Origin of the sequence: Kamptonema sp. PCC 6506 (assembly GCF_000180455.1) — a bacterium.
GTDB lineage: Bacteria > Cyanobacteriota > Cyanobacteriia > Cyanobacteriales > Microcoleaceae > Kamptonema > Kamptonema formosum.
The window spans coordinates 14,652-27,261 of sequence record NZ_CACA01000351.1 but is presented as its reverse complement, the minus strand read 5'-3'; the positions used below and the strand labels follow the sequence as shown (position 1 = coordinate 27,261).

Below are 12,610 nucleotides of genomic sequence, written 5' to 3'. Positions count from 1 at the left end.
TATACCCAAATTCTGTTAGGGACGCTCAGAGGACAAAAGCTGAAAGCTGACTTCTCAGTTGCAGTAGAGCTTAGGTTTGATACCATGTCACTATTGTTGCAAAATAAATGCTCACCCAAATCCGCTGAGGCGAGTTGATTGTATTCTTATGGATAATGCCCTTCCAGAGCTAGATAGCATTAAACGCCAGCTCATGAGCCTAAATCGACCCAAAAAGCCTAAGATGCTGGTGGTAGACGATGAACCAGATAATCTCGATCTCCTCTACCGAACTTTCCGGCGAGATTTTAACGTACTAAAAGCTGAGAGCGGAATTCGCGCCTTGGAAGTCCTTGGCGATGAAGGTGAAGTAGCCGTCATCATCTCCGATCAACGTATGCCGGAGATGAAGGGAACGGAGTTTTTGAGCAAAACTGTACCTCAGTTCCCAAACACAGTACGGATTATCCTCACTGGTTTTACGGATATTGAAGACCTGGTAGACGCAATTAACTCTGGACAGGTATATAAATATATTACTAAGCCCTGGGACCCGAACGAACTCAAAGTTGTAGTGCAGCGGGCCGCAGAGACTTATGAATTGCTGAAGCAACGGACGGAAGAACTGCGCCGGGCCCAAATCCAAACGCAATTACTGGCAACTGTCATGCAGACTGCTCAGGACTCTCCTAGTTTGGAAGCCAGTTTAGAGCCAATTGCTGCGGCCTTCAGCGATAATTTTTTAGCCGATGCCTGCATTTTACAACTCGTGGAGGGAAATACTTTAACAGGGGCAGTCGGCACTCACAGCGCAGGCGGAAAGGTGGACAATTGGCTGGCAAGTGACCCTTTGGTGAAGGAAGCGATCGCTACTCAGACGATTCAATGTTCGCTTAATGTCTCAGCGGATGCAACAATGACTGATATTGCCCACTACCAGGCATCAGGAATTCAAGCACATCTCGCTGTTCCCATCGCCTATCGCGGGGAAACGATCGCTTTAATGTCCCTCCAGTGGAAGCAACCCAGCACCCTTCGCCCTGACGAACTGATGACGCTTCACTTGGCAGCTCAACAAGTTGCTCTAGTTCTAACTACTTTGAAGTGTTCTTAAGCGAGGATATCTCAGGTAGATAATGTCTTGAATTGTAAGGGGTGGCGATCGCATAATTAGGGTTAAAAGGCTTTTGGGATTTCAAAATCCCGAAAGCTCATTAGATGAGTAAGAAAATATCTATGTATGTCATTGGGAGTGAAACGAAGCAATCGCAGGGGTGATGATAACTTTACATTTTGTTATGCAGCAAGGTTTATTTGCGTCTACCTACTTAAATCTACCACTTTCCCCACTTCTGCAAATTTTATTCACCAGAATTATCTTGCTGATTCCTTTGATTTAACAGGATATCGAGCATCCGCATTGTCTCCCTTCTCAAACCATCAATATTAGTTTGTTGTCGGTCTATTCTTTCCTCTATTTGAATCATCCTTTCTTGCTGTTGAGCGATCGTCACTTGCTGTTGAGCGATCAGTTGTAATATTTGCTGCCGTTCTTCTCTGGCCTCTGCTGCCGTATTTGCTAATGCTTGAATCACGCGAGCATTGCTATTGGCTATATTCGCTGTTTCCTCTACCTGATTAGCGAGTCTATCTAGTCTGTCATCATCCCAGCGTTCTGTTGCCATAGATTTTTTTGGCTCTGTTTTTCTATTATCTCATAAAACGCGATCGCCTTCAATAAATATCAATCTGTAGATACTGTATTGACTTGTCAAGACAGTATCTACAATCCTAATCGAATTGGCAGTTCTATCAATCAATTCTTAGGCTTAGAAATTGGCTTTTCTAACAACTCTACTGGGGGTTGGAGATTGACAATTTCAATGTCTAAACCTAAAGGTAGTGGTGGAAGTTTTGGCGTACTAATTTCTAAATCCCCTGTTCCACTTGCTAAGCGAGATGTGAGAATTTTAGGCATTGCCGGCACTTTTTCTGCTGTTTCCAAAGTTTTCACCATTTGAGCCAAAGCAAACTCTAATTGCTGGCCTGGATCGATCGCTACCCAACCTTGATTTGTCATCGCCCGTAGTTCAAAGTGTAAGTGAGGGCCTGTAGACATCCCCGTACTGCCAACTCGACCAATTACTTCTCCTTGCTGCACCCATTCACCCGGTTTAACAAATAGTTCGGAAAGGTGAGCGTAGAGAGTTTCTTGGGACTGTTTATTATGGTCGAGAACGACGGCCAGGCCGTAACCTCCTAACCAATCTGCGATCGCAACTTGACCCGCATAAGCCGCCAAAACTGGGGTTCCCATCGGCGCACCCAAGTCTGTACCCGTGTGAAACCTGCCTGAACCGAGGACTGGATGAGTCCTCCAGCCAAAAATCGAGGTAATTTCAGCGGGGATAGACAGGGGAAACATCATCCGCAGATTGCCATTTCCAGGCAATGCAGGCGGCCGAGGTGTCTGATTGTAATAAGCAAAACCAGAATCGCTCATACTGCTGACAGTAATCGGGCCGACTTGGATAGACCCAATGCTGGCAACTGTCGCCCCTCCGTTTGAGGAGTATCCCGACTCAGAGGCATATTCCGACCTGGGGGCATATCCAGCCCCAGAGGAACCTCCCTGGGCGTAAGATGTTCCTGCCTGTTGCTGGCCATTTTCCCAGGCTTTACGACCTGTAGGGGCGGCGATATTTTCAGCGTAGGGGTTCCCCGCGTTCGCATCTGCCGTCTGCTGCTGTGGCGCAGGGGGAGCGCACAAGGCTCCCGCAATTTCTTGTCCCGTTCCTACAACAGCGTCGCAACCAGTTGAGCGTTCGGAAAATTGAACTGCTGTCGGTGCTTCGTAGGTGTTAGTCGCACCCACACTGTAGTCAGTGGGATCGATGTAGGCATTATTGGGGCTGGCTGGGGCCTCAGCATTATATTCTGGAGTGCTCGGCGCTTCTACGGTTGGCGGAGCAATTTCTGGTTCTGGCAAATACGGCTCTGGGGCGGCCGCTGCGGGGGCTTCTGGAATGTACTCTGGTTCTGGGGCGTATTCGGGGGTTTCTGGAATGTACTCTGGTTCTGGGGCGTATTCGGGGGCGGCCGCAGAGGGTTCTGGTGCGTAAGTTTCTGGTTCAACTGCGGCTGGTTCCGGGAGGCTAGGAGGGGCTTCGGAGGCTTCTGGGGCAGCTATTTCTACTTGCGGAGCCTCGGTTTGGGCCCAAACCATACCTTTACTGAGCATTCCTAGACTAGCAATACAACCGATGCCTAAGAGTAGGGAACGTTGAGATAATAGCCGCAATCGAGCGCGATCGCTAATAGGGGTCATTTTTTCTTGTTTGGCTGTTGCCAGGGATTTTAGTTTTTTATCTGAGTAAACTGGTTTCACGATCTTTATCACAACTCAATATCGGGCTTGTGGCATGGGGGGGTGAGGGCTGCAAAGAAACCGATAACTCATCCTTTAAATCCGTTGGGAATTTTGTTGTTGTTCTATAGCCCAGAATGATTGTAACGGGCTTGAGGCAAATTTCGCCTTTGGACTCTGTTACAGCTTCAGTTTTTGTGTTTGGTAAGGGGATTTTTTGAGTAAAATCGCACTTGCAGTCCGTCTGTGGCGTTGACGGGGACGATCGCTCGTTTGTGTCCGTCTAATTTTAGCGGATGCCGGATGTTAGTCTGGAGTTTTAGGCGATCGCTTGTTTAAGGCTGAGTTATGTTCGCAGTTGCCCGAAGTAGGCGATCGCATTCCAGCCAGCAACTAATTGTAATGGCAATAATTTCCCTAGAGGCCAAAAGATGGGAAAAACCCGGTTTCTTTGATTCGGCGGGTGGCTAGAAACCGGGTTTTTACGATATACTTCTCCGAGGCTTATAGATGGGGAAAAACCCAGTTTCTTTAATTCGGCATTGCGGACAAATGGACGATCGCGCTCGATCTAAACTTTACTTGAAAATGTGCGATCGCTCTTTGGGAACGTCCTTCTCCTTCTCAGGTAATATTCACCAAAATCGATCTCTGTCGCGTGGTAGAGTTTATAAAGTTATTAAATTTTGTAAAATCAACTTAATTTCCTACCCTCAGAGCGTCAACTATGGAAACGTATGATGTCATTATCATCGGAGCAGGTCACAACGGGCTAACCTGTGCAGCTTACCTCCTCAAAGCAGGATATAGCGTCCTCCTACTCGAAAAACGCTCTGTCCCTGGAGGGGCCGCCACCACCGAGGCCGCAATTCCAGAACTGCCAGATTTTAAATTTAACCTCTGTGCAATCGACCATGAATTTATCCATTTAGGGCCTGTTATCGAAGAATTAGAACTGGGGAAATATGGATTAGAATATCTATTTTGCGATCCAGTTGTCTTTTGCCCAAACCCAGACGGAAAATACTTCTTAGCCCATAAATCAGTTGAAAGAACCTGTGCAGAAATAGCTCGCTATAGCCCTCGCGATGCTCAGAAATACGCCGAATATACCGACTTTTGGCAGCGGGCCCTCGGTGCAATGATTCCGATGTTCAATGCACCACCCAAATCCATCATTGATATCGCCGGGAACTACAACATTAAAAAACTTAAAGACTTGTTTTCAGTCATCGGTTCCCCAGACAAAACCTTTGATTTTATCCGTACCATGCTCAACAGCGCTGAGGACATTCTCAACGAGTGGTTTGATTCGGAATTCCTCAAAGCGCCCCTAGCAAGACTCGCCTCAGAACTCGGTGCACCTCCCTCTCAAAAAACCATTGCTGTCGGTGCAATTATGATGGCAATGCGGCACAATCCTGGTATGGCCAGACCGCGAGGAGGCACGGGTTCATTAGTAAAAGCATTGGTTAATTTAGTACACAGTTATGCAGGTAAAATCCTCACTGACCAGCACGTTGAAAAAATCTTGGTTGATGATGGCCGCGCTGTAGGAGTTCGAGTTGCCGGAGGCGTAGAATATCGAGCTACAAAAGGTGTTATTTCTAATATAGATGCTAAACGCTTGTTTTTGCACTTAATAGATGACAGGGATGTTGATAGTGCCGATCGCAACTTGCGGGAACGCCTAGAGCGCAAAATTGTTAACAACAATGAGACTATTCTTAAGATAGATTTAGCTCTCAGCGAAGCGCCCCGGTTTGAAAAGTACAACCATCAAGATGAATATATGATCGGTTCAGTATTAATTGCTGATTCCGTGAAGCACGTCGAAATTGCTCACAGCGAGCCTAGTATTGGCAGAATTCCTGACTCTGACCCCTCTATGTATGTGGTAGTGCCGACCATGCTAGACCCGTCGATGGCTCCCCCCGGTAAACATACTGTCTGGATTGAGTTTTTTGCTCCTTATCAGATCGAAAATGCTGAAGGCACTGGTTTGCACGGAACTGGTTGGACGGATGAATTAAAACACAAAGTAGCCGATCGCTGCATTGATAAATTAGCAGAATATGCGCCCAATATCAAGAATGCAATTATCGGTCGCCGCGTGGAAAGTCCGGCAGAATTGGGAGAACGTTTGGGGGCATTGAAGGGTAATTATTACCATGTAGATATGACTCTGGATCAAATGATCTTTTTCCGCCCTTTACCGGAGTTAGCGAATTACAAAACACCGATTGAAGGTTTGTATTTAACGGGTGCTGGTACGCATCCAGGCGGCTCGATTTCGGGGATGCCGGGACGCAATTGCGCTCGTATTTTTATGCACGCGCAGCAACCAATCGCGCAGACTTTGGCAGATGCAGCTAACTCCCTGAAATCTACGGCAAAGTCTGTATTTGGGGGAGCCTCCGATTTGTAAAAGACCTCACCCCTAGCCCCCGAACTACCTCTCCCTAACCCTCTCCTGAGAGGAGAGGGAAAAGGAATAAATTTGCTATAGTTCGGGGGAGTAATTAATACTATTAAACTCACAGAGATTTAATAGTAACAATCCTGCTCCCCTCTCCTTGCAGTCTAGAGGTTAGGGGAGATCCCTTTTTTGATTTTCATCTTTTAACCTCTACCATATTAAAATACTCAGTCTTTGTAGGGATGAAAAAGCTGACCAAAATTTGAGAAACTTAAGCTTGCCGTTACCCATTTTTGAGCAATGACAGACCGGGTTTTGATTATTGGAGGCCGGGGGCGAATTGGCACCAGCGTGGCTAAAGATTTAGTCGCCCATACTCAGGCGCAAATTACCCTGACTGGACGCGATACAGGGGGAATAGCTGCTAATACATCCACGCCGAAGCAGGCGGAGTATTTGCCATTAAATTTAGCGGATAAGCAAGCTTTACGAAAAGCTGTTGCTGCTTCCAACCTCGTCATCCACACGGCGGGGCCTTTTCACCACCGCGATGCTTCGGTACTCAAAACTTGTATTGATGAAGGCGTTAACTATCTCGATGTCAGCGACAGTCGCAGCTTCACTCGCAGGGCTTTAGAATGCCGCGATGCTGCTAAAAATGCTGGGATTACAGCTATTATTAATACGGGGATTTTTCCCGGAGTTTCTAATAGCATGGTACGCCGAGATGTAGAACAGTTGGATAAGGCAGAACGCATTCACTTGAGTTATGTTGTCGGAGGTTCGGGCGGGGCTGGGGTGACAGTAATGCGAACTACATTTTTAGGGTTGCAAACGCCTTTTGAGGTGTGGTTAGATGGCAAGTGGCAAACTGTTAAACCCTATAGCGATCGCGAAACAGTTGAATTTCCCCAACCCTACAGCAAAACAGGTGTTTACTGGTTTGATATGCCCGAATCTATTACTTTACCTGAATCTTTCCCAGTTAAAACTGTAATTACCAAATTTGGTACTAATCCTGATCTTTACAATTATCTTACCTGGTTTGTCGCTAACTATTGGCCGGATAGCTGGCTGAAGAATCATAAGGTCATCGAATTTTTGTCCTACGTTAGCTACGGTATGACCAGTTTTAGCAATCAGTTTAGCGGTATTGGGGTAGCAGTGCGTTCCGAAGTAACTGGCATTAAAAATGGTAAGGAAGCTAAAGTTTGCTCGACGGTAGTACATGAAAATGCCGCAGATGCTACTGGTATAGGTACGGGTACAATTGCCCAATTGATATTAGATGGCAAACTGACTTATCCAGGAGTTTGGCCTGTAGAACAGGCCCTTCCGACTGATTTGTTTGAACAATCTATGGAAAGTCGGGGTCTTAAAATTGAGCAAGAATTGCTGTGAGGTCATTTTATTTTCAATATCCTACATAGGAGTAATTGGTAATTGGTAATTGGGATACACAGATTTTACAGATTCCTCTGATTTCACAGACTAAATAATCATGACTCTAACTAATCCGTGTAATCCATGTAATCGGTAAAATCCGTGTTCATAATTAGGTAATGGCTAATGGCTAATTGGAAATACTCTTTTGTGCGGTTTTTCAAAGTCTTTAATCTACCTAAAGATAGAAGCAGTGAAGGTGGATTTACATATAGACTACTTATAGTCCTATAAATCTAGTGCTTCCCTCCGATGGGAGGATGGTATTAGCTCAAATAGGGCGCTCTTAACTTAGATTTCTGTGCTTGGGTACAGGGAAATGTTAACTAATACAAATGGTAAAAAACTAGGAGGAGGAATTTACATGAAGAGAATTTTATCAACACTGGGACAGGTATTCGGCAAAAGCATTTTGGCGGTTTGCTTGATGAGTTTAATCAGTTTAACAGGTATAATCATATTGCCGGGTCAGCCTGCTTATGCCATAGTAGACATAAGTAGTAACCAGACGAAAACAGGTTCTACAATCGAGGGTTTTTCTAAAGATAATAAGGCGGTTGTAAATCGAGATCAAGCTTACGAAGAAGCAGTGAAAGCAACCGAAAAACCTAAAGTAGGGATAGAGAAGGTTTACGAACAGGATTTACACGCTTACCAAGAAGAAAATCCTCCAGAAAACATACTAGAAAAAGCGGAAGAAGCAATTGATAAACTGACTGCTGAGCCGCGCTAGTAAGGATTGCTGCTTCTGGTAATTTCACGAGCTTACTAGAAAAAGCCGAAGAATTTAATGTTTGATAAACTGATAGAGAAGCAATAAATTAAATATCTTTCGGTCGCAGTATCGAGTTTAAATCGCTAGCTTAAACCAACCTTAAATTAGTAAAATTTAAGGTTGGTTTTTGATTTATATTCCTAAGAGCGTAGAGCTAATTCATCCTTGAGGAAGATGATGCGCTCGCCTTTCAAAAAGTAGATTAGAGACAAAGTAATTCTACTGAGAAAAAAGGAAAAAATATCATGGCAGATATCAAACAGAATACTAATGAATCTGATGCAAACTTAGATCCCATTTCTGGAGAGCCAGGAGCTCATCCAGTGGGGACGGGTATTGGTGCGGCGGGTGCAGGAGCGGCTGGTGCTGCGATCGGTGGCGCGATCGGCGGGCCTGTGGGAGCAGTAGTGGGTGCTACTGTGGGCGCAGTTGCTGGGGGTTTGGTCGGTAAGGGTGCGGCTGAATCGGTTAATCCAACGGAAGAAGAGGCTTACTGGGAACAGAATTACAACACCCGGCCTTATGCAGAGGTAGACACGGACTATGAATACTATAGACCGGCTTATCGCACGGGATATGAGGGATACAGCCGCTACAGGAGTACGGGCAAGAGCTTTGATGAGATGGAGGGGGATTTACAGAGAGATTACGAAAAAAATCGCGGTAAGTCAAATTTGGGCTGGGAAAAGGCGAAATACGCAGCCCGCGATGCGTGGAATAAGGTAGAGCGCAAAGTTCCAGGCGATATTGACAGAGACGGACGCTAAATGCGATCGCGCTGAGTTCCCCAATTCCCCTTAAAAACAGGGCGGTTTCATTCTCCCCCGAAAAATTGTTTGACCTCTCCCCCAACCCCTCAACCGCATAGAGAGGGGAAGAAAAGGGAGGGGCTTTAAGTTTTTCACCTTTTTTAGGTAAAACTTGCGTAAGTCCTGACTAAATATCTTCCTTTGGATCGATCTAAAATTAAGCTAATTAGTATTAAGATCCAGCTCAAATTAAGAGAGTAAATTGTGGAAGCTATTCTGGAAAGAGCTTGGGAACTCAAGCAAAATTTAATAGACTTTGTGCTAGACGCAGAGGGAGAGTTAGCGGTAGCTTTAGAAGCCTATATAGCGGCGGGTTCGGCGCGCGATCGCTATGACATCGCCCAGCAAAATCAGTTAGTGGACAGTTTTCTCGTCGAAGGTAGAGTCGGAGAGCAAACTCCTCTGGATCTATTTATCGCTCAGGCAGAGTTAGAAGAGAGCGATCGCCAATTATTAGACAACTGGCGGCGCAGCTTTATCGGCTTATTTGAAATTAGCCAAATTTTACCCGATGGCTTCGAGTTAATTAACTGGCTAACGGCAAAACACTACACCGTTAAAGTCAATAGTTCTGAAACGCTCAAAGATACGGCAAAACTAAAAGTAGGGGAAATTTTGCTGGTTCGGATTGCCCCCGTGAGCGATAGTTACTGGATGTTTTCTGGCCCTCATATTTTAATGGGAAAATTGGGTAAACCTAAACTAGCTGTCGCTATTGGTAACTTCAAGCAGAATCATAAAAATGCTCTTTATAGCGATGCTCCAGAATTGTTAGAACAGGCGTGGCAGTCAGTCGAACAGTATCACCAAGATTTTACGGATTTTTTTGGTAGCGATGAAGTCAATCTTTCGGGATATCACCTCAATAAAAAGATTGCTGAATTTCAAGAAGTAATTACCAAAAAACGCCTAGCTGAAGCTGGCATTGACAATTCCAAATCTCTGGACGAAATAGCAACAGAATCGGGAGTTGATGCTACAGAACTCAGGGCCGCAGCCACAGAAATGGGTGCTGATGCCGATACAGTCGATCGAATGTTAGGCAAGCCAGACTCGAAAATGGTGATGCCCAAAATTGACTTGCCTGATACTCTTAAAAAAGCCGAACAGGTAACGGCTATTTCTCATCCTCGTTGGGGTCAGATGTTTTTACCTACCTACACTCAAGTCACAGCTCTGTTAAAAACCGAAGACTGGCAAAGCTTACCTAATGCTAATAAGTTAGTTCGCTATTACTTGGAAGATGCGACGATTAATGCTTTCATCTGGCAGCGTTTAGCCCAAACTTACCCAACTCAACTAGAAAAAGTTTTGCAAACAGTATTAGAGCGGCCAGATTTTAATTTGGAGCGCGATTTAGAGCAACTTTTACAAACATACAATAAACCGTTAGAGCCGGAACTGCCAGAAATTGCCAGCGTTCCCCTGCACTTGCATAATTTATTTCAAGAGGCTATGGCTGAAGTTAATAAGTCCAAGTCTAAGTCAGGGGATAAAAAGAAAGGTGCTAAAGGCTTTAAATCCTCTTAGTTCTCCTTGATTTAACTGTGATGTCGCTCAGGTAGAAATGGGCGGTACAAATCCACACTGGTAGTTGAAAATTGGGATCGAAAAACACAGTTTCGGGAACTGGGACTAAGAGCTGATCTGTGTGGACGCGCCAACCATCATAGCCGGGAAAACTTTTCCAGGCAGTCATGCCGATCGCGTGACATCGATCGCCCATCAATGCCTCTGCTAAGTCTACGATTCCGGGTCGATCGAGGTAGGAAAGCCAGAGGCGATCGCGATTGAAAACGCACTTGAAACGATCGTTAAGTTCGCTCCAACTACTGCCATCTAAACCGAAGGGTTGGAGGCGATCGATCGCTGCGCGGGCTGCCGTTACTTCCTCAGCGTTGAGTACGTTGGGGATCGGTACATAACCGTCCTCGTGCATCGCCTCGATCGCGATCGGGATATCGTTGAGCGCTAACGTCTTCTGCCTATGGGTGAAAGATTCGCTCACCGCCGCTACGTTCATGGTTTCAATTTAGTTGAAGAACAAGAGCTTTCCTATCTACAGCCTACGCGATCGCCAGGCAAAAATCCAGCCTGGTGCTGTGGGAAATGCTCTGAACCGCTGAGTTTGACTATGTTCGCTCGTAAGACTGAACTTTTTCTGTCTATACTCACTTAAAATTATTGCTATGAGGGAATAGTAAGTTATAACAAAATAGGAGCCTTGCCAGGAGAAGCCTCAAGCAAGCTGTTTGCAGTCTGCCACAGCTAACCCCTACAGAGCTACTATTAGATCAATCAAATTAAAATGAGCTAAGACGCTATGGTAACTCGCGGCTTTTTATCTTCAGGCAAAACTAAAAAATCTAAAGTGATGCCAACTTCCAGGTTCACAAGTGATTTTTCGGAGGCTACTAAAAGTGAATTCAGAATAAAATTAAACAGTTTGCAGCCTACTGTTTCAGAAGCGCAGGAAATCATCTACCAGTTTTTTATCGATCTGGTTCGAGACAGTTCTCCAGATGTGGTGCTGGCAGAATTTAAGCATTTATTTATTGAGCCTGTCCCCTCAGCTAATACCGAGGCAATTTGGGCGCTCAAGATCGTGATCGAATCGCAAAATGAGGCCGAGTTCAAAAATTTATTCAAGCGTTGTTGCTATATTATCCTCAATAACTGGGTAGGACGGCGCAATTACCAAATAACTCAAGACTTAATTCAACTGGTTTCAAATTGGCAAAACCACCACCTTCCCTCAGACAATCACTTCCAACAAATGAGAGCTTGGCTGGCAAGTTTTGTCAACAGTCAAGACTACCAAGAAATCAAGCTATTTGTTTCTAGATATGACGAGAATTGCGTTCAAACTAACTGGACTGAGCGCTACACATCTTTTTTGCTCGCTCCTCAGTATGTAGATGAAAAAAACCCCATAGAACAGCGCCAAGCAGCTCAAAAATTCTCCAAGCAACTCAAAGAGAAATTTAAGTTTGAACTGGCACTTTATACCGCCCACGCTCAAGCTGGTGATTTTAAAGATTCTGCTTTTGAAAATCCTACAGTTTTAGGAGATGAAGTTCTACTTTTAATTAAAAATATTGTAGCTAGGCGGGGCTTGTTGAGCTATGCCAGCTTAGCCAAAACTTTTCTCGCCCAAATCAAAAACATTAACTATAAGGAGTTCAAAAAAAGTTTATTAATATATTTGTTTCATTCCACTGAAAAAGAGACTCCCTTAGTTAAAACGCTGAAAACTTTGATACTTAAGAAAGTAGATAATCTTTATGAAACTTATGATGCTGAAACAATTAACAACTCTCTAATTTTGATGACTTGCAACAAAGTCATCAAGATTTTAACGCTGGAAAAAGTAGGTAGCCCTTCCCCAGTATTTACATTGTTAGTATCTCAAAATAATCCTTTAACTTTGGCAGTTATGCTGCTCAAGCTGGTTTTGATCTCCCCTAATTCTAGGACACATTTAGAAGTTTGTATTGCCCTGTTAATTGGTCATTATCAAAAGAAGGCACCCGATAAATGTCAGGGGTTTATTAAGTTCTTAGAAATCTGCAAAATCGCCCTAACTATTTATGCGGAAAACGTTCAGTATAACTTAGTTAAGATGTCAGCAAACGATCGAACTAATCCAGAAGTTGTAGATCTAGATAGCTATCGAGTTTTTTCTCTGCATAAAACTCCTCCCAAAAAAGAATAAACTTAGTTCAATTGTCAGGTGGGCGATCGCCTCTCTCAAAAATTAAAAATGTAAAATTAAAAATTAAAAATTTAATTAATTTCGTTTTTGATTTTTAACTTTT

Annotated in this window: 11 protein-coding genes; 8 read left to right on the top strand and 3 right to left on the bottom strand. The window is 44.4% G+C overall.

Annotated features, from left to right (window positions below; translation table 11 throughout):
* Positions 1-148 precede the first annotated feature (148 nt).
* Positions 149-1,093 (top strand): response regulator, encoded by a 945-nt coding sequence (locus OSCI_RS24720; RefSeq protein WP_007357934.1) that lies wholly within the window; start codon positions 149-151, stop codon positions 1,091-1,093.
* Between the two features lie 247 nt (positions 1,094-1,340).
* On the opposite strand, the gene OSCI_RS24715 is transcribed toward OSCI_RS24720, so the two are convergent.
* Together OSCI_RS24715 and OSCI_RS24710 are read right to left on the bottom strand one after the other, a co-directional pair.
* Positions 1,341-1,664 carry a hypothetical protein gene (locus OSCI_RS24715; protein WP_007357933.1) on the bottom strand — a complete coding sequence of 108 codons (324 nt, stop codon included), beginning with the start codon at positions 1,662-1,664 and terminating at the stop codon, positions 1,341-1,343.
* A gap of 131 nt (positions 1,665-1,795) precedes the next feature.
* Positions 1,796-3,367, bottom strand: a complete 1,572-nt coding sequence (locus OSCI_RS24710) for a M23 family metallopeptidase (RefSeq protein WP_007357932.1) — start codon at positions 3,365-3,367, stop codon at positions 1,796-1,798.
* A 327-nt stretch (positions 3,368-3,694) separates the two neighbouring features.
* Here OSCI_RS24710 and OSCI_RS32135 point away from each other — a divergent pair, with 327 nt between their 5' ends.
* From OSCI_RS32135 to OSCI_RS24685, 6 genes are all read left to right on the top strand, one after another.
* Positions 3,695-3,817, top strand: coding sequence for a hypothetical protein (locus tag OSCI_RS32135; protein ID WP_267879563.1), 123 nt, complete (start codon positions 3,695-3,697; stop codon positions 3,815-3,817).
* Between the two features lie 256 nt (positions 3,818-4,073).
* The gene (crtO, locus tag OSCI_RS24705) at positions 4,074-5,774 is read left to right on the top strand and encodes a beta-carotene ketolase CrtO (RefSeq protein ID WP_007357931.1); all 1,701 of its coding nucleotides are present in this window, start codon (positions 4,074-4,076) and stop codon (positions 5,772-5,774) included.
* 291 nt (positions 5,775-6,065) lie between these two features.
* Positions 6,066-7,166 carry a saccharopine dehydrogenase family protein gene (locus OSCI_RS24700; protein ID WP_007357930.1) on the top strand — a complete coding sequence of 367 codons (1,101 nt, stop codon included), beginning with the start codon at positions 6,066-6,068 and terminating at the stop codon, positions 7,164-7,166.
* A gap of 406 nt (positions 7,167-7,572) precedes the next feature.
* Positions 7,573-7,941 carry a hypothetical protein gene (locus tag OSCI_RS24695; protein WP_007357929.1) on the top strand — a complete coding sequence of 123 codons (369 nt, stop codon included), beginning with the start codon at positions 7,573-7,575 and terminating at the stop codon, positions 7,939-7,941.
* Between the two features lie 287 nt (positions 7,942-8,228).
* On the top strand, positions 8,229-8,750 hold the full coding sequence (locus tag OSCI_RS24690; protein WP_007357928.1) for a hypothetical protein: 522 nt from the start codon (positions 8,229-8,231) through the stop codon (positions 8,748-8,750).
* 246 nt (positions 8,751-8,996) lie between these two features.
* Positions 8,997-10,322, top strand: coding sequence for a hypothetical protein (locus OSCI_RS24685; RefSeq protein ID WP_007357927.1), 1,326 nt, complete (start codon positions 8,997-8,999; stop codon positions 10,320-10,322).
* On the opposite strand, the gene OSCI_RS24680 is transcribed toward OSCI_RS24685, so the two are convergent.
* On the bottom strand, positions 10,309-10,815 hold the full coding sequence (locus OSCI_RS24680; RefSeq protein WP_007357926.1) for a phytanoyl-CoA dioxygenase family protein: 507 nt from the start codon (positions 10,813-10,815) through the stop codon (positions 10,309-10,311). The two genes, OSCI_RS24685 and OSCI_RS24680, sit on opposite strands and share 14 nt — an antisense overlap.
* A 300-nt stretch (positions 10,816-11,115) precedes the next feature.
* Between OSCI_RS24680 and OSCI_RS24675 the strand changes: the two genes are divergently transcribed.
* On the top strand, positions 11,116-12,507 hold the full coding sequence (locus tag OSCI_RS24675; RefSeq protein ID WP_007357925.1) for a hypothetical protein: 1,392 nt from the start codon (positions 11,116-11,118) through the stop codon (positions 12,505-12,507).
* Positions 12,508-12,610 lie beyond the last annotated feature (103 nt).